Genomic DNA, 17,997 nt, shown 5'->3' with positions numbered 1-17,997 from the left:
CAGTGTTACAGGTTGCCGCGCGCTTCCTGCTCCCGCTCGATGGCCTCGAACAGGGCCTTGAAGTTGCCCTTGCCGAAGCCGAGCGAGCCGTGCCGCTCGATCAGCTCGAAGAAGACCGTCGGCCGGTCCTGCACCGGCTTGGTGAAGATCTGGAGCAGGTAGCCGTCCTCGTCCCGGTCGACCAGGATCTTGCGGGCCTTCAGCTCCTCGATCGGCACCCGGACCTGGCCGATCCGGGCGCGCAGCTCCGGGTCGTCGTAGTACGAGTCCGGGGTGTCCAGGAACTCGACGCCCGCGGCGCGCATCGCGTCGACGCTGGCCAGGATGTCGTTGGTGGCCACGGCGATGTGCTGGGCGCCCGGGCCCTGGTAGAACTCCAGGTACTCGTCGATCTGCGACTTCTTGCGGGCCACGGCCGGCTCGTTGAGCGGGAACTTCACCTTGCGGGTGCCGCTGGCCACGACCTTGCTCATCAGCGCCGAGTAGTCGGTGGCGATGTCGTCGCCGATGAACTCCGCCATGTTGCTGAAGCCCATGACGCGCTTGTAGAACTCCACCCACTCGTCCATCTTGCCGAGCTCGACGTTGCCGACCACGTGGTCGATCGCCTGGAAGAAGCGCTTCGGCTGGATGCCGGCGTCGATCATCGGCTGCCGGTCCACGATCGGGCCGCGGGCCACGAAGCCGGGCAGGAACGGGCCGGTGTAGCGGGACCGGTCGATCAGGGTGTGCCGGGTGTCGCCGTACGCGGCGATCGCGGCCGTCCGGACCGTGCCGTGCTCGTCGCTCACGTCGTGCGGCTCGACCAGGCCGGTCGCGCCCTGCGCGACGGCGTGCGCGTACGCGGCGTCGACGTCCGGCACCTCCAGCGCGATGTCGGAGACGCCGTCGCTGTGCTTGGCGACGTGCTCGGCGCCCTCGGCGTCGGGGCGGACCGCGCCGGTCAGCACGAACCGGGCCGAGCCGCTGGTCAACACGTACTGGGCGTGGTCCCGGTAGCCCTGCTCCGGACCCCGGTACGCCACGCAGGTCATGCCGAACGCGGTGGAGTAGTAGTGCGCGGCCTGCTTGGCGTTGCCGACCAGGAAGTGCACGTGGTCGAGGCCCTTGACCGGGAACGGGTCGCGGCTGATGTCGTGGTCGACGGCGCCGACGAGCGCGTCGACGTCGACCTCGTCCGTCGGTCGGTCGATCGCCTGGGTCATGGTGGCCTCCCTTGCGTACCGGCCGGCCTCGTGGGCCGCCGTTGTTTGCTCGTGTGGCGAGGATCGCTGGGTCCCGCCGGGTTGGGCAACCCTTCGCCGAAATGCTGGTCAGGTTGCGCATTCGGTAGGGTGTTACCCCATGAACGCTGGTCAGGATGTACAGCTCGACGAGCTGGACGTGCGGTTGGTCGAACTGCTCGCGGCGGAGCCGCGGATCGGGGTGCTGGAGTGCTCCCGGCGGCTCGGGGTGGCCCGGGGCACCGTCCAGGCCCGGCTGGACAAGCTGGTCGACCGGGGCGTGATCGCCGGCTTCGGGCCGGAGATCTCACCGGCCGCGATCGGCTTCGGGGTGACCAGCTTCGTCACCCTGGAGATCAGCCAGCGGCACGGGCACGACCCGGTCACCGCGCACCTGGCGGCCATCCCCGAGGTGCTGGAGGCGCACACCATCACCGGCTCCAGCGACCTGCTCTGCCGCATCGTGGCCCGCTCCAACACGGACCTCCAACGCGTGATCGACCAGATCGTCTCCTCGGAGGGCATCACCCGCGCCTCCACGATCATCGCCCTCGCCGAGCAGATCCCCTACCGCACCCTCCCCCTGGTCCGCTCGGCCGTGCGCTGAGGCCCGTTCGGTGCAAAACGCCCAGATCGGCGAAGAAAGCTCGGCGACACGGCCACTCGGGGGCTCGGGGAGACGGTGATCGTCGCTACCGTGTCCGATGTGGCGAAGGGGAACGGCCCGTGCGTGAGGTGCTACCTGTTCCTCGCGCTGATCGCGGTCGTCCTGCTCGCCGCGACCGGGGTGTGGAATCCGTTCCCGACCGTGTGGGACTGGGTCGACCGGAGCCAGCCGATCTCCGAGCCGGACGTGGTCTGGCAGCAGCGGGTCGGCGGCACCCCGAAGAGCGTCACCATCGCCGGCGACACCGTCATCGTCGAGCAGCGCACCCGGGTGGAGGCGCGCAGCCTGGCCACCGGCACCCAGCTCTGGGAGCGCAAGGCGGACTGGTCGGCGGTGGCCGGCGGCGACCGGGACCCGGTCGTCGCCGTGGGCAAGCTGCTGGTCAAGGGGTACGAGCTGCTCGACCCCACCACCGGGGCGGTACGCCGCCGGGACGGCGACGCGGTGGCGGTCTGGACGTACCGCAACGCGATCCTCGACGTCCGCTGCGTCGAGGCCACCGATTGCACCCTGAGCGCCTGGGAGCCGCGCGGTACCCGGCCACTGTGGACCGCCTTCCTGCCCGGCGTGCACAGCGGCCTGCTCGCCGACAACCCGGACCTGCTCGGCACCCGCCGGTTCACCGCGCCGCGCATCGACGGCGGGGTGGCCGGCCCGGAGTCCGTCCCGCCGCTGCTCGGCTTCCCGGTCGACGGGCGGGTGCACGTGGTGGACACCGCCACCGGCCGGGTGCTGCAGAACGTCCAGCCCGGCCGGGAGGAACGGCTGGCGGTCATCGGTGGCCGGCTGCTCCGGATCACCGCCACCTCCCGCGACGGCACCTGCTACTTCACCGTCTCCGGCCAGGACCCGGCCACCGGGCAGGAGGTGTGGCGGCGTACCGGGCTGAACCTGCGGACCTCCGACTACGCCGGGTGCGTGCAGCGGGAGGACCCGCAGGGTGCCCGCAACGTGCTGATCGGGGTCGGCCCGGACGGCCGCGAGGCGGTGATCGACGGGTACGACGGCCGGCTGCTCCAGGTCGGCGGCGACGGGGCGAAGCTGCTCGCCGTCGACGACCGGTACGCGCTGGTGCGCAGCGCCGACAAGCGGTCCATCCTCGGCCGGGAGCTGTCGGTGGACCGGACCCGCTGGACCCGGGCCGCCGGCGGGAAGAGCGGCGCGGCGCTCACCCCGTACGCGGCGGTGATCGCCGAGGAGAAGCCGTCCCGGCTGATCGCGGTCGCCCCGCGTACCGGCGGCGAGCTGGCGGTCCTGCGGACCTCGGCCAACGTCCTGGCGGTCGGCCGCAACGGCATGATCATCGGGGAGGGCCGGGAGATCGGGTACGTCCGCTGGGGCGCCGGCAGCTCCGTGCCGGCTCCGCCCGAGGAGGGCGGCATTCCCGGCCCGAACCCCGGCAGCACCTGGCAACCCCCCTCCGACGAGGGCAGCTGCGGCCCGAAGCGGGAACTCTGCGACTGAGCCGACGGTGCCGGGTGAGAGCGGCGTCCCAGCACCCACCCGGCGGGTGCCAACGATCGACCGGCCTGCCCTAGGCTTTTCGTCCATGAGCAGTGCCGCCGCGTTCTCGTACGCCCCCTTGCTGCCGACCGGTCCCGATCAGACGGAGTACCGCCTGGTCACCGACGAGGGCGTCGATGTCGTCAACGGCCCGGGTGGCCGTCGGTTCCTCACCGTGGAGCCGTCCGCGCTGACCGCGCTGACCGCCGAGGCGATGCACGACATCGCCCACTTCCTCCGTCCGGCGCACCTGGCCCAGCTCCGGTCGATCATCGACGACCCGGCGGCCTCGCCGAACGACCGGTTCGTCGCGCTGGACCTGCTGCGCAACGCCAACATCGCCGCCGGCGGGGTGCTGCCGATGTGCCAGGACACCGGCACCGCGATCGTGATGGGCAAGCGGGGCCGGCACGTGCTCACCGACGGCGCCGACGCGGAGGCCATCTCCCGCGGCGTCTACCAGGCGTACACGAAGCTGAACCTGCGCTACTCCCAGCTCGCCCCGCTGACCATGTGGGACGAGCGGAACACCGGCAGCAACCTGCCCGCCCAGGTGGAGCTCTACGCCGAGGACCCGGACGGGCACCCCGACGCGTACAAGTTCCTCTTCATGGCCAAGGGGGGCGGCTCGGCCAACAAGTCGTACCTCTACCAGGAGACCAAGGCGCTGTTGAATCCCACCCGGATGATGCAGTTCCTGGAGGAGAAGCTGCGGCTGATCGGCACCGCGGCCTGCCCGCCGTACCACCTGGCCATCGTCATCGGCGGCACCTCCGCCGAGTACGCGCTGAAGACCGCCAAGTACGCCTCCGCCAAGTACCTCGACGCGCTGCCCACCGCCGGCTCGATGAGCGCGCACGGCTTCCGCGACCTGGAGCTGGAGGCCGAGGTGCTGGAGCTGACCCGCAACTTCGGCATCGGCGCGCAGTTCGGCGGCCGGTACTTCTGCCACGACGTGCGGGTGGTCCGGCTGCCCCGACACGGCGCCTCCTGCCCGGTGGCGATCGCCGTCTCCTGCTCGGCGGACCGGCAGGCCGTCGCCAAGATCACCCCGTCGGGCGTCTGGCTGGAGCGCCTGGAGACCGACCCGGCGCGCTTCCTGCCCGACGTCACCGACGAGACGCTGGACACCGAGGAGGTCGTCCGCGTCGACCTGAACCGGCCGATGGACGAGATCCGTGCCGAGCTGTCCAAGTACCCGGTGAAGACCCGGCTGTCGCTGACCGGCCCGCTCGTCGTGGCCCGGGACATCGCCCACGCCAAGATCGCCGAGCGGCTGGACGCGGGCGAGCCGATGCCGCAGTACCTGCGCGACCACGCGGTCTACTACGCCGGCCCGGCCAAGACTCCAGAGGGGTACGCCTCCGGCTCGTTCGGCCCGACCACCGCCGGCCGGATGGACGCGTACGTGGAGAAGTTCCAGGCTGCCGGCGGCTCCCAGGTGATGCTGGCCAAGGGCAACCGGTCCGCCCAGGTGACCCGCTCCTGCCACCAGCACGGCGGCTTCTACCTCGGCTCGATCGGCGGCCCCGCCGCCCGGCTGGCCCAGGACTGCATCAAGCACGTAGAGGTCCTGGAGTACCCGGAGTTGGGCATGGAGGCGGTCTGGAAGATCGAGGTGGAGGATTTCCCGGCCTTCATCGTCGTCGACGACAAGGGCAACGACTTCTTCGCCGAGGTCACCAAGCCGGTGCTGACGGTCGGCCGCCGCTGACCGACGGGGAGCTGGGAGGGGCGCCGGGCCGTAGGCCCGACGCCCCTCCGTCGTCCGGTGCTCATTCGACATCGGTGCGCCCGGCCGGGCGATGCCGGTCGGGCGCACCGCCCCCGTCGGATGCCGTCACCGACAACCCGGCACGAGTGTCGACTCCACCGCTGTCGATCCGCTATCACATCGCTATCGCCTGCTCGGGGCGATTGGTTACCGGCGGGTTACTCTGCTGGAAGTTCCACAGACGGCGTGCGGGGGGCAGATGCGGTTCGGGATCCTGGGACCCCTGCGGGTCGGTGGCGGCGAAGCCACCGTCACGGCGGGTCGGGACCGGGTCGTGCTCGCCATGCTGCTGCTCCGCGTCGGTCGGGTGGTGCCCCTCGAGGAGCTGGTCGACGCGGTCTGGGAGGAGCGACCGCCGGCCACCGCCCGCGCCCAGCTCCAGATCTGCGTGTCGCGACTGCGACAGCGCCTCGCCGCACTCGGAGTGCCGCCGGAGATCATCGTCACCGACCCGGTCGGGTACGGGATCCGGATCGAGCCGGCCGACCTGGACGCGGAGGTCTTCGCCCGGGGCGTCGAGGCCGCCCGGGCGGCCGTCGTCGCCGGGCAGCCGACCGAGGCGCGCCAGCACTACCGGACCGCGCTCGCCCTCTGGCACGGCCCGGCGCTGAGCGGCATCCCGAGCCGGAGCGTGCGCCGCCGCGCCCAGCTGCTCGACGAGCAGCGGCTCTCCGTGCTGGAGGAGTGCGTCGACGTCGAGCTGCGGCTGCGACAGGCGGCCGACCTGATTGACGAGCTGACCGAGAGCGTCGACCAGAGCCCGCTGCGGGAGCGGCTGCGGGGACAGTTGATGCTCGCTCTCTCCGCGGTCGGTCGGCAGGCCGACGCCCTCGGCGTCTACCGGGAGGGTCGCCGGACCTACGCCCAGGAACTGGGGATCGAGCCTGGCGGGGCGTTGCAGGAGCTGCACCAGCGGGTGCTCGCCGGCGATCTGGCCCTGACGGGCTCCGAGGAGGCGCCCCTCGCGCCGGTCCGCTCCCTGCCCCGGGCGATCAGCGACTTCACCGGCCGGCAGCAGACGGTGGCGCGGCTGGTGAAGGAGATCGAGGACGACGCGGTCCGGATCCAGCTGATCGACGGCATGGCGGGCAGCGGCAAGACCACCCTCGCGGTGCACCTGGCCACCGCCCTGGCGCCGCGCTACCCCGACGCGCAGCTCTTCATCGACCTGCACGGCCACAGCGACCGCGAGCCGGTGTCGCCGGCCGCCGCCCTGGCCGGCCTGCTCCGCCAGCTCGGCGTGTCCGGCGAGCGCATCCCCGCCGACTCCGACGAGCGCGCGGCCCTGTGGCGCAGCGAGCTCTCCGGGCGACGGGCGATCGTCGTCCTCGACAACGCAGCCAGGGCCGCCCAGGTCGCGCCGCTGCTCCCCAACGGCCGGGACTGCCTCACCCTGATCACGAGCCGCCGCCGGCTCACCGGGCTGGACGGCGGCAAGCCGTCGTCACTGGCCGTGCTGGATCCGGAAGAGGCCGTCGAGTTGCTCGGCAGGGTGGTGGGGGCCGACCGGGTGGCCGCCGAGCCGGAGGCGGCCGCCGAGGTGGTCCGTCGCTGCGGTCACCTGCCGCTGGCGATCCGGGTGGCCGGCGCCCGGCTCGCCCACCGGCCACGATGGCGGGTCCGGGACCTGGCGGACCGCCTCGTCGCCGGCCGCGATGCGCTCACCGAGTTGTCGGCCGGCGAACGCTCCGTCGGTCAGGCCTTCGCCCTCTCGTACGCGCAGATCGGTCCGGCCATGCAGCGGATGTTCCGGTTGCTGGCGCTGCATCCAGGGGGCTTCTTCGACAACCGGGTGGCGGCGGCGCTCGCCGACCTGCCGCTGCCCGAGGCGCAGGACCTGGTGGACGGCCTGGTCGACGCGCACCTCGCCGACGAGCCGGAACCGGGCCGGTTCCGCTTCCACGACCTGGTCCGGGACTTCGCCCGGCACCGGCTGGCGGAGCCCGACGCCGCGGTGGAGCGGCCGGCGGCGGTGGAGCGGCTGCTCAACTTCCACCTGCACGCCGGCGCCGAACTCGCCCGTCTGGTCGACCGCTCGGCCAGCGCGGCGGCGTTGCCCCTTTCCCCGGTGGCCCGCCCCGACCTGATCGAGGTGTGTCGGTCGCAGGGCCTCGACTGGCTCGACGAGAACCGCACCACGCTGGTCGCGTTGGCACGACTGGCCGAGGAGGAGGGTCAGCTCCGGTACTGCTGGCAGTTGGCGCGGGCCTGCTGGAGCTACTGGTTCGCCGCTGGCCACCTCGACGAGCTGATCGAGGCCCACACCATCGGTCTGCGCGCCGCCGAGCGCTCGGGCGACGACGACGCGGTGGCGACGATGCACAACTATCTCGCGTCCGGCTATTACCGCCTCGCCCGTTACCGGGAGGCGCTCACCTCGATGGAGACCGCCCTGCGGCTCCGGGAGCGGCTGGGAGACCGAATCGCCCAGGCCGGCACCCACAAGAACGCCGCGATCGTCTGCGCCATCAGTGGCGACATGGCGAGCGCCCTCAGCCACCTGGACCGGGCGCTGGTGTTGCTGCGCGCTGCCGGCCACGCCCGGGGGACCGTGGCGCTCTTCACCAACAAGGCGGCGATCCTGCTGATGGCCGGGCGTCCCGAGGAGGCGCTGCTGGTGTCCCGCCGACAGCTCGCGCTGTCCCGCGACGTCGGCACGCTGCACGACGTGGCCAACGGGATCGGGCATGTCGGGATGGCCCGGGCGCGGCTCGGGCACGCCGGGGCCGCCGTGCGCCGCCTGGAGGTGGCGCTGCGCTGGAAGCGCCGGATCGGCAACCACTACGGGGTGGGCGAGCTGCTCAACGAGCTGGGGGCGATCGAGCGCTCGCTGGGCCGGCCGGACGCGGCGGCGGCCCGGCACCGCGAGGCGCTGGTCGAGATGACCGAGGTGGGGGACCGGATCGGCCAGTGCGCGTCCCGCAACCTGCTGGCCCGGGCGATGCGCGACCAGGGGGACGCGGCCAGCGCGCTGGACCTGCACCGCCGGGTGCTCACCGATGCCACCCGGCTGGGTGCCCGCTACGAGCTGGCCCGGGCGTTGGACGGGATCGCCCGGTGCCTGCGGGACACCGACCCGGCGGCGGCCCGGTCGCACTGGACCCGGGCGCTGGAGCTGTTCCGTCAGGTGAGGTCGTCGGACGGCGAGGAGGTCGTCCGGCTCCTCGCCGAGCTGGACTGAGCGATCATCTGCGAGTCGGCGGCGGGCGCGGCAGGATGGTACGCGTGACGACTCCAGAGGCGACCGGCTACCGGATCGAACGCGACTCGATGGGCGAGGTCGAGGTGCCCGCCGAGGCGCTGTGGCGGGCGCAGACCCAGCGCGCGGTGCAGAACTTCCCGATCTCCGGGCGGGGCCTGGAACCGGCCCAGATCAAGGCGCTGGCCCAGATCAAGGGCGCCGCCGCCCAGGTGAACGGCGAGCTGGGCGTGATCGGCGCGGACGTGGCCGAGGCGATCGCCACCGCCGCCGCGCATGTGGCCGACGGCGGCTACGACGACCAGTTCCCGGTCGACGTCTTCCAGACCGGCTCGGGCACCTCGTCCAACATGAACACCAACGAGGTGATCGCCACCCTGGCCAGCCGGGAGCTGGGTCGTCCCGTGCACCCGAACGACGACGTCAACGCCTCGCAGTCCAGCAACGACGTCTTCCCGTCCTCGATCCACCTGGCCGCCACCCAGTTCGTGGTGGAGGATCTGATCCCCTCGCTCCGGCACCTGGCCGGGGCGCTCGAGGAGAAGGCGGCCGAGTTCGAGACCGTGGTCAAGGCCGGGCGTACCCACCTGATGGACGCCACTCCGGTCACCCTGGGCCAGGAGTTCGGCGGCTACGCCGCCCAGGTCCGCTACGGGATGGAGCGGCTGGAGTCCGCGCTGCCCCGGCTGGCCGAGCTGCCGCTCGGCGGCACCGCCGTGGGCACCGGCATCAACACCCCGTTCGGCTTCGCGGCGAAGGTGATCGAGAAGCTGCGCGGCTCGACCGGCCTGCCGTTGACCGAGGCGCGCAACCACTTCGAGGCGCAGGGCGCCCGGGACGCGCTGGTGGAGACCTCCGGGCAGCTGCGCACCATCGCCGTGGGGCTCTACAAGATGGCCAACGACATCCGCTGGATGGGCTCCGGTCCCCGCGCCGGCCTGCGCGAGCTGCGCATCCCCGACCTCCAGCCCGGCTCGTCGATCATGCCCGGCAAGGTGAACCCGGTGGTCGCGGAGGCGATGCGGCAGGTCTGCGCCCAGGTGATCGGCAACGACGCCGCGGTGGCCTTCGCCGGCAGCCAGGGCGACTTCGAGCTGAACGTGATGCTCCCGGTGATGGGCCGGAACCTGCTCGAATCGATCCGGCTGCTGGCCGCGTCGAGCCGGCTCTTCGCCGACCGACTGGTGGTCGGCCTGGTCGCGGACGCCGAGGTCTGTCTCGCGTACGCGGAGGGCTCGCCGTCGATCGTCACCCCGCTCAACCGTCACCTCGGGTACGACGAGGCCGCCTCGATCGCCAAGGAGGCGCTGGCGAAGCAGATCTCCATCCGCGAGGTGGTCATCGCCCGCGGCCACGTCGACTCCGGCAAGCTCTCCGAGAGCCAGCTCGACGAGGCCCTCGACCTGCTCCGGATGACCCACCCCTGACCGGGCCCCGGCCGGCCGGACGACGCCACGTTGCCGAGGTGGCGGTGCGACGGAGTGACGGATATTCCCTCGCCGGGCCGGCGTCGGCGCGGCATCATCCGGCCATGCTCGGAGACGACGACCGCGTGCTGCTGGAGACCGGGCGGCTGCGGCTGCGCCGGTTGACCGTGGACGACGTGGGCCACCTGGTCGAGCTGGACAGCGACCCGGAGGTCATGCGCTTCCTGACCAACGGCCGGCCGACCCCGGTCGAGACCATCCGGGAGCAGCTGACCCGGACCCTCGCGCAGTACGACCGCCATCCTGACCTCGGCCGCTGGGCGGCGCTCGACCGGGTCACCGGGCAATTTCTGGGCTGGTTCGCGCTCACCCCCTCCGACGACGGCACGGAGGCCGAGCTGGGTTACCGGCTACGCCGGTCGGCCTGGGGGTCGGGCCTGGCCACCGAGGGTTCGCGGGCGTTGGTCCGGCACGCCCTCGGGACCGCGGGAGTACGGCGGGTCTGGGCGGAGACGATGGCGGTCAACGTGGCGTCGCGGCGGGTGATGGCGAAGGCGGGCCTGCGGTACGTCCGCACCTTCCACCTGACCTGGGACGACCCGATCCCGGGGACGGAGCACGGTGAGGTGGAGTACGAGCTGCGCCGGGAGGACTGGCGTCCCGGCGGTCACGAGCGGCCGGCCGCCTTGCGGGCCCGGTAGGCGGTGACGGCGGCGCGGTTGCCGCAGCCGGCGTCGCAGAACCGGCGGGACCGGTTCTTCGACAGGTCGACCAGGACGTTGTCGCAGTCCGGGTGGTCGCAGATCCGCAGCCGGCTCAGCTCGCCGCTGCGGACCAGGTCGGCCAGCGCCATCGCCGCCTCGACCGCCATCCGGGTCGCCAGCGGCGCGTCGCGCGGCACGGCGTGCAGGTGGTACGGCTGGTCGTCGTGCCGGATGAGCTGCGGCAGGGCGCTCGACTCGCGGAGCAGCCCGTTGACGATCGCCACCACCTCGTCGGTCTCCGCGTGCCAGAGCCGGCGCAGCCGGGGCCGGAGGGCGCGGACCGAGCTCAGCTCCGCCTCGGTGTGCTCGTGCCGGCCGGTCCAGGAGTGCGCGGTGAAGAACTCGTCCAGGGCGGCCACGTCGGGCAGCCCCTCCAGGTCGGGGCCGACGGTGTTGACCAGCGCCGCCGTGGCGGTCAGGGCGCTTTCGGTGTCATGGGCGAAGAGCAACTTGACTCCTGTCAGGGTGCCGGCCTAGCGTCATGAGCGTAACCCCATTTGACTCATGACCGGCCGGCGGGCCAAGGAGCGTACCGATGCGTGAACGGCCCGGAGTCGGCCTCGGCCTGGCGTTGCTCTCCGCTCTCACCTTCGCCACCTCGGGCACCTTCGCCCGCCCACTGATCACCGGGGACTGGTCGGCCGAGGCGGTGGTGGTGGCCCGGGTCGGCATCGCCGCGCTGGTCCTCGCCGTGCCGGCCCTCCTGGCCCTGCGCGGCCGGTGGGACGTGCTTCGCCGCAACGCCGGCACCGTCGTCGTGTTCGGACTGCTCGGCGTGGCCCTCGCCCAGGCGTGCTTCTTCAACGCGGTCCGCTACCTGCCGGTCGGCGTCGCGCTGCTGCTGGAGTACCTGGGCATCGTCCTCGTGGTCGGCTGGATGTGGCTGGTCCACGGCCAGCGACCCCGGGCGCTGACCGTGGCGGGATCGGTGACCGCCCTGTGCGGGCTGGTGTTCGTGCTGGATCTGACCGGCGCCAGCCGGCTCGATCCGGTCGGCGTGCTCTGGGGACTGGGCGCCGGGGTCGGGCTGGCCGGCTACTTCGTGATTGCCGGCCGGGTCGACGACCGACTGCCGTCGGTGGTGATGGCCAGCGGTGGCATGGCCGTCGGCGCCCTGGTCCTGCTCCTGCTCGGCGCGGTCGGGGTGCTGCCGCTGCGGGCCGGCCTCGCCGACGTCAGCTTCGCCGGGCACCGGATGAGCTGGCTGGTGCCCATCGCCGGCCTGTCGCTGATCGCCGCGGTCGTCGCGTACCTCACCGGGATCGCCGGGGCGCGGCTGCTCGGGGCGCGGCTGTCGTCGTTCGTCGGGTTGACCGAGGTGATGTTCGCGGTGCTCATCGCCTGGCTGGTGCTGAACGAACTGCCGACCGTCGTCCAGCTCGCCGGTGGCGCGCTGATCGTTGCCGGCGTCGCCCTGGTCCGCGTCGACGAGCTGCGCGCGACGCCCGAGCCGGCGCGACCCGGGCACCCGGCCGAGCCGGCCCTGGCCACCGAGCGGTGAGCACGCCACCACCCGGGCCGGCGGAAGGCGGCGAGCGCCCCACCGGCCCGCCGACCGCCGTCGTCTTCGACGCCGACGAGACCCTGCTCGACCTGCGCCCGGCGGTCACCGGCGCGCTGGTCGCCGTACTGGCGGAGATGCGGCGCCGGACCCCGGCGGCGGCCGCGGTCCGCCTCGCGGACCTGGAGGCCGACTGGGGTGCCGTCTTCGGCGCGCTCAGCGCCGCGCCCGTGCAGGAGATCCGGCGGACCGCGCTGGCCCGGTCGCTCGCCCGGGCCGGGCTCGACGAGCACCTGGACGAGATGGCCGCCCTCTTCTTCGCCCGGCGCTTCGCGCTGACCCGACCGTTCCCCGACGCGCTGCCGGCGCTCGCCGCGTTGCGGCGGCGCCACCTGCTCGGCTTCGCCACCAACGGCAACAGCCGCGCCGAACGCTGCGGGCTCGCCGGCGAGTTCGCCTTCGAGCTGTACGCGCACGAGAACGGTCTGCCGAAGAAGCCGGCGCCCGAGTTCTACGCCGCGGTGGTGGCGGCGGCCGGGGTGCCCGCCGAGCGGATCGTGTACGTGGGTGACTCGCCGGAGCACGACGTGGTCGCGCCGCAACGGGCCGGACTGCGGGCGGTCTGGCTCAACCGGCTCGGACTGCCCCGTCCGGCCGGTCTCTCGCCGGACGCCGAGGTGTCCACCCTGGCCGAACTGTCGGACGCGCTGGTCAAGCTGGAACCGACGAATGCCTGATTGAGGTCTATTCCGGACGGTTGTCTGGCGTAAATCAGCTCTGGTGTTATGTGATGGCTGCCACGTCCCTCAACGAGAGGATCTGATGTGGTGAGCAAGCGCTTCACCGCCGGCGGGGTCGCGATCGCGGCCGCGCTGGCACTCACGGTGACCGGTCTGGTCGCACCGGCCAACGCCGGGCCGACCAGCACCCGGACCTTCACCGTGGTGGCGAAGGACGGTGTCTCCGCCAGCACGGCGATCGCCGCCATCAAGGCCGCAGGCGGAACGGTGGTCTCCAGCACGAACAGCGTCGGCATGTTCCGCGTGGTCAGCAACCGTGCCGACTTCGCCAGCAGGGTCGCCGGCAGCGGCTCTCTGGTCGGCGCGGCGCAGCGGAAAGCCGTCGGCTACGCACCGCGGGCCGACCTCGACAAGGTCGAGCGCGAAAACCTGGCGACCGCCGCGAAGACCAAGGGCAGTATCGAACTGGCGAAGGGTCCCACCGGCCTCGACCCGCTCGACGACAAGCTGTGGGGCCTGTCGATGATCCACGCCGACCGGGCCCGCGCCGTCGAGGACGGCAGGTCGACCGTCAAGGTTGGCATCCTCGACACTGGTATCGACGCCAGCAACCCGGACATCGCGCCCAACTTCGGCTGGTCGCTGTCGAAGAACTTCGCGCCGGACATGACTGACATCGACGGTGCGTGCGAGGTCGCGAGCTGTCTCGACCCGGTCGGCACCGACGACGGCGGGCACGGCACGCACGTCGCCGGCACCGTCGGCGCGGCCGCCAACGGCTTCGGGGTCTCCGGCGTCGCGCCGGGCGTCACCCTGGTCGAGCTCAAGGGTGGCCAGGACTCGGGGTACTTCTTCCTCGACCCGGTCGTCAACGCGCTGGTCCACGCCGGCGACAAGGGCCTCGACGTCGTCAACATGTCGTTCTACGTCGACCCGTGGCTCTACAACTGCACCAACAACCCGACCGACTCGCCGGAGGCCCGGGCGGAGCAGCGGGCCATCATCACGGCGATGAAGCGGGCGCTCAACTACGCGCACGACCACGGCGTCACGCTCGTCGGTGCCCTCGGCAACAACCACGAGGACCTCGGCAAGCCCCGCGTCGACACCAGCAGCCCGGACTACGGCCCCGCGCCGTACCACCGGCCGATCGACAACGACACCTGCCTCGACCTGCCGGCGGAAGGGCCGCACGTGATCGGCGTCTCGTCGGTCGGCCCGTCGGGCCGTAAGGCCGACTACTCCAACTACGGCACCGAGCAGATCTCGGTCGCTGCGCCGGGCGGCTGGTTCCGCGACGGCTACGGGACCGACGCCTACCGCACCGACGCCAACATGATCCTCTCCAGCTACCCCAAGAAGGTGCTGCAGGAGGAGGGCTCGGTCGACGAGAACGGCAACGTCGTGCCGGACGCCCAGACCTTCGTCTTCAAGCAGTGCACCGCCACCGGTACGTGCGGTTACTACACCTACCTGCAGGGCACGTCGATGGCGTCGCCGCACGCCGCCGGCGTCGCATCGCTGATCGTCAGCCGGTTCGGCAGCGCGACCCAGGGCGGGTTCGGGCTCGCGCCGGACGCGGTGGAGAGCCACCTCTACGCCACCGCCGACGAGCACGCCTGCCCGCAGCCGCGGACGCAGACGTACCAGCGCGAGGACCGCAGTGGCCAGTTCAACGCCTACTGCGAGGGGGGCGAGGAGTTCAACGGCTTCTACGGGTACGGGATCGTCGACGCGTACGCCGCGGTGACCACCCCCATGTGACAGCCGGCACCACCGTGCGGGCCCGGGTGACCGTCGGTCGCCCGGGCCCTCGCGTGTGCGCTGCTCGGCTCGGCCGGCCCGTCAGGAGAGGGCGGCGGCGATGGCCGTGGCGGCGGCGGCCACCTGGGCGCCCACCACGTCGACGTCCAGCGGGGCCAACGACACCACCCCGACGCTCGCCTCCAGCCCGGGCACCCCGAGCACCGGCGCGGCCACCCCGTACGCCCCGGACTGCAGCTCCCCGCTGGTGCTCAGCGGGCCGGCGGCGCCCGACCGCCCGGCCAGGATGGCCCGCCCCGCCGCCCCGCGTTCCAGCGGATGGCGGGACCCGGCCCGGTATGCCACATGGAACGACGTCCAGCTCGGCTCCACCACCGCCAGGGCGACCCCCTCGCCGCCCTCGACCACGGTGAGGTGCGCGGTCGCACCGGCCTGCTCGGCCAGTCGGCGCAGCGCGGGCAGCGCCCCCTCGGCGAGCAGTGGCTGCGCCCGCCGGGCCAGGTGCAGCACCCCGGCGCCGAGGCGTAGCCGGCCGTCGCCGTCCCGGCGCAGCATGCCGTGCCCGGTCAGCGCGCCGACCAGCCGGTAGACGGCGGCCCGGCCGATGCCCAGCCGGTTCGCCGCCTCGGTGACGGTCAGCCCGCCGGGGGCGTCGGCGACCAGGTGCAGCAGGCGCAGCCCCCGGTCCAGCGTCTGCGCCGTCTCACCGCCGCGCGCGGCGGGACCGGCCGCCGTTTCCCCGGGCCGGGTCAGCGGCTCACCCGCGCGTGCCGACGTGTCCACAGCACGCAGCGTACGACCCGGCTCCCGCCAACCTCGAAATGCACGGACGGCTACCCTTGCATGGTGACGCTACGCCTGTATGACACCGCCACCCGATCGGTGCGGGACTTCGTCCCGCGGGAAGCCGGCAAGGTGGGGGTCTACCTGTGTGGTCTCACCCTCCAGTCCCCACCGCACATCGGTCACCTTCGCTCCGGCGTCAACTACGACGTGCTGCGCCGCTGGCTGCTGGCCGCCGGCTTCGAGGTCACCTTCATCCGCAACGTGACCGACATCGACGACAAGATCCTGGTCAAGGCGATCGAACAGGGCCGCCCGTTCTGGTCGATCGCGTACGCGAACGAGCTGATCCTCGCCGAGTCGTACCGGGCGCTCAACGTGCTGCCGCCGACCTACGAGCCGCGCGCCACCGGGCACATCCCCGAGATGCACCAGCTGATCAGCCGGCTGATCGAGACCGGGCACGCCTACCCGGCCACCGACGGCTCCGGCGACGTCTACTTCGACGTGGCCTCCTGGCCGGCGTACGGGTCGCTGTCCGGGCAGTCCCCGGAGGACATGCAGTCCGCCGGGGACGCCCCCGAACGGGGCAAGCGCGACCCGCGCGACTTCGCCCTCTGGAAGGGTGCCAAACCGGACGAGCCGGCCGACGCCTACTGGCCTTCGCCGTGGGGCCGGGGCCGCCCCGGCTGGCACATCGAGTGCTCGGCGATGTGCTGGCGCTACCTGGGGGCGGAGTTCGACATCCACGGCGGCGGGCTGGACCTGACCTTCCCGCACCACGAGAACGAGATCGCCCAGTCGCAGGCGGCCGACCTGCCCTTCGCCCGGTACTGGGTGCACCACGGGCTGCTCAGCATCGGCGGCGCCAAGATGGGCAAGTCGCTCGGCAACGCCCTCGACCTGGCGTACGTGGACTCGCTCGGGGTGCGCCCGGTCGATCTGCGCTACTACTACGCCGCCGCGCACTACCGGTCGGTCATCGACTACTCGGAGGACGCGCTGCGCGAGGCCGCCGTCACGTACCGGCGGATCGAGGGCTTCGTGGTGCGGGCCGCCGAGCGGGTCGGCGGCGGCCAGCCCGGCGAGCTGCCGGCCGCGTTCGTCGCGGCGATGGACGACGACCTCAACACCTCGGCCGCCCTCGCTGTGCTCCAGCGCACACTACGGGACGGTAACAACGCGCTCACCATCGGCGACGATGTGACCGTCCGCACGACCCTGGCCGCCGCACGGGCGATGCTGGATATCCTCGGCGTCGACCCCCTGGACCCGGCCTGGACCGGCGGCGGCGGCACGGAGGACCTGCGCGGCGTGGTGGACTCGCTGATCGCGCTCGCCCTCGAGCAGCGCGCTCAGGCCCGCAGCCGCAAGGACTGGGCCGCCGCGGACGCCGTACGTGACCAGCTCAAGCAGGCCGGCGTGGTGGTCGAGGACACCCCCCAGGGCCCGCGTTGGACTATTGGAGAGCAGGACTGATGGCCGGCAACTCGCAGCGCCGTGGCCGGCGACTGAGCCCGAAGGCAGGCGCCCCGAAGGGCTCCGGCGGCAAGAACAAGGACTCCCTCGCCGGCCGGGGCAAGACCCTGCCCGCCGACGAGCGACCCTGGCACAAGGCGTACTCGGGCACCGAGAAGCTGCCCCAGCGCACCGCCTGGAAGCAGGACAAGGAGCGCCGCGCGGCGGCCGAGGAGGGGCGGGCCCCCAAGATCGGCCAGCCGGGCAGCAAGGACACCACCTGGGGCAAGGGCGGCGGTCGGGGCGTCCCGGCGGCCCGGGGCGCCGGCGGCCGGGGCGGCAAGCCCACCGGCCGCTCCGGCCCGCGGGTCGCGCCGGGCCGCAAGTCCAACCCCGCCAAGGACAGCCCGGAGCTGCTGGTCGGTCGCAACCCGGTGCTGGAGGCGCTGCGCGCCCAGGTGCCGGCGACCGCCCTCTACACGGCTCAGGGCATCGACATGGACGACCGGATCAACGAGATCATCCGGACGGCCGCCGACCGGGGCATCGCGATCCTGGAGATCAGCCGCGCCGAGCTGGACCGGATGACCGGAGGCGTGCTGCACCAGGGCGTCGGCCTGCAGGTGCCGCCGTTCGCGTACGAGCCGTTCGAGGACATGATGGCGGCCGCGCTGGAGCAGCCCGCCCCGCTGCTCGTCGCGCTGGACGGGGTCACCGACCCGCGCAACCTCGGCGCGGTGATCCGGTCCGCCGCCGCGTTCGGCGCGCAGGGTGTCTTCGTACCCGAGCGGCGGGCCGCCGGGATCACCGCGACCGCCTGGCGGACCAGCGCCGGCGCGGCCGCGCGGGTGCCGGTCGGCCAGGTCACCAACCTGACCCGGGCGCTCAAGGCCTGCAAGGACGCCGGCTTCATGGTGGTCGGCCTGGACGCCGACGGCGACACCGACCTCTACGACCTTGAGGCCGCGGTCGGGCCGCTGGTGGTGGTGGTCGGCTCCGAGGGGCGCGGGCTGTCCCGGCTGGTCGGGGAGACCTGCGACCTGACCGTCAGCATCCCGATGATCTCCGAGGTCGAGTCGCTCAACGCCAGCGTCGCCGCCGCGGTCACCCTCGCCGAGGTCGCCCGCCGCCGCGCCCAGGAACTCTGAGCACGTAGGAGAGGCCCCTGCCCTGCCGCGTCGGCGGTGGTGGCAG

The 17,997-nt window shown here is 72.8% G+C and carries 14 protein-coding genes; 11 read left to right on the top strand and 3 right to left on the bottom strand.

Annotation, left to right across the window (positions count from 1 at the left end):
- Positions 1–5: 5 nt before the first annotated feature.
- Positions 6–1,205: a 4-hydroxyphenylpyruvate dioxygenase gene (hppD, locus tag EV384_RS01880; protein ID WP_130329519.1), complete on the bottom strand. Its 1,200-nt coding sequence runs from the start codon at positions 1,203–1,205 to the stop codon at positions 6–8.
- A 139-nt stretch (positions 1,206–1,344) separates the two neighbouring features.
- Here hppD and EV384_RS01875 point away from each other — a divergent pair, with 139 nt between their 5' ends.
- The 6 genes from EV384_RS01875 to EV384_RS01850 all read left to right on the top strand — a co-directional run bounded on the left by EV384_RS01875 (position 1,345) and on the right by EV384_RS01850 (position 10,494).
- Positions 1,345–1,830, top strand: a complete 486-nt coding sequence (locus tag EV384_RS01875; RefSeq protein WP_130329517.1) for an Lrp/AsnC family transcriptional regulator — start codon at positions 1,345–1,347, stop codon at positions 1,828–1,830.
- Between the two features lie 150 nt (positions 1,831–1,980).
- Positions 1,981–3,354, top strand: coding sequence for a PQQ-binding-like beta-propeller repeat protein (locus EV384_RS01870; protein WP_130340157.1), 1,374 nt, complete (start codon positions 1,981–1,983; stop codon positions 3,352–3,354).
- A gap of 85 nt (positions 3,355–3,439) precedes the next feature.
- Positions 3,440–5,107, top strand: a complete 1,668-nt coding sequence (locus EV384_RS01865) for a fumarate hydratase (RefSeq protein ID WP_130329515.1) — start codon at positions 3,440–3,442, stop codon at positions 5,105–5,107.
- Positions 5,108–5,366: 259 nt separating this feature from the next.
- Entirely contained in the window at positions 5,367–8,348 is a 2,982-nt protein-coding gene (locus tag EV384_RS01860) for an AfsR/SARP family transcriptional regulator (protein ID WP_130329513.1), read from the top strand.
- A 35-nt stretch (positions 8,349–8,383) separates the two neighbouring features.
- Entirely contained in the window at positions 8,384–9,793 is a 1,410-nt protein-coding gene (locus EV384_RS01855; RefSeq protein ID WP_207232217.1) for a class II fumarate hydratase, read from the top strand.
- A gap of 104 nt (positions 9,794–9,897) precedes the next feature.
- Positions 9,898–10,494 (top strand): GNAT family N-acetyltransferase, encoded by a 597-nt coding sequence (locus EV384_RS01850; protein ID WP_130329509.1) that lies wholly within the window; start codon positions 9,898–9,900, stop codon positions 10,492–10,494.
- On the opposite strand, the gene EV384_RS01845 is transcribed toward EV384_RS01850, so the two are convergent.
- Positions 10,461–11,006: a CGNR zinc finger domain-containing protein gene (locus EV384_RS01845; protein WP_130329507.1), complete on the bottom strand. Its 546-nt coding sequence runs from the start codon at positions 11,004–11,006 to the stop codon at positions 10,461–10,463. The two genes, EV384_RS01850 and EV384_RS01845, sit on opposite strands and share 34 nt — an antisense overlap.
- Positions 11,007–11,092: 86 nt before the next feature.
- Between EV384_RS01845 and EV384_RS01840 the strand changes: the two genes are divergently transcribed.
- The 3 genes from EV384_RS01840 (at position 11,093) to EV384_RS01830 (ending at position 14,562) form a co-directional block, all read left to right on the top strand.
- Positions 11,093–12,058: an EamA family transporter gene (locus tag EV384_RS01840; RefSeq protein WP_130329505.1), complete on the top strand. Its 966-nt coding sequence runs from the start codon at positions 11,093–11,095 to the stop codon at positions 12,056–12,058.
- Complete coding sequence (locus EV384_RS01835; protein WP_130329503.1) at positions 12,055–12,795, top strand: HAD family hydrolase; 741 nt, start codon at positions 12,055–12,057, stop codon at positions 12,793–12,795. The genes EV384_RS01840 and EV384_RS01835 overlap by 4 nt, the downstream gene beginning before the upstream one ends.
- A 90-nt stretch (positions 12,796–12,885) precedes the next feature.
- Positions 12,886–14,562, top strand: coding sequence for a S8 family serine peptidase (locus tag EV384_RS01830; RefSeq protein WP_130329501.1), 1,677 nt, complete (start codon positions 12,886–12,888; stop codon positions 14,560–14,562).
- Positions 14,563–14,643: 81 nt separating this feature from the next.
- Here EV384_RS01830 and EV384_RS01825 read toward each other — a convergent pair whose 3' ends face one another.
- Positions 14,644–15,315 carry an IclR family transcriptional regulator gene (locus EV384_RS01825; protein ID WP_130340155.1) on the bottom strand — a complete coding sequence of 224 codons (672 nt, stop codon included), beginning with the start codon at positions 15,313–15,315 and terminating at the stop codon, positions 14,644–14,646.
- Between the two features lie 93 nt (positions 15,316–15,408).
- On the opposite strand from EV384_RS01825, the gene cysS reads away from it, so the two are divergent.
- Both cysS and rlmB read left to right on the top strand, forming a co-directional pair.
- Positions 15,409–16,824, top strand: a complete 1,416-nt coding sequence (gene cysS / locus EV384_RS01820; protein ID WP_130329499.1) for a cysteine--tRNA ligase — start codon at positions 15,409–15,411, stop codon at positions 16,822–16,824.
- Positions 16,824–17,951 carry a 23S rRNA (guanosine(2251)-2'-O)-methyltransferase RlmB gene (gene rlmB, locus EV384_RS01815; protein ID WP_130329497.1) on the top strand — a complete coding sequence of 376 codons (1,128 nt, stop codon included), beginning with the start codon at positions 16,824–16,826 and terminating at the stop codon, positions 17,949–17,951. The genes cysS and rlmB overlap by 1 nt, the downstream gene beginning before the upstream one ends.
- The last annotated feature ends 46 nt before the right edge of the window (positions 17,952–17,997 follow it).

The sequence above is a fragment of the Micromonospora kangleipakensis genome (assembly GCF_004217615.1).
In the GTDB taxonomy this organism is placed as follows: Bacteria; Actinomycetota; Actinomycetes; order Mycobacteriales; family Micromonosporaceae; genus Micromonospora; species Micromonospora kangleipakensis.
Note: the sequence above shows the minus strand (reverse complement) of the source record. Positions and strands in the feature narration are given on the sequence as shown.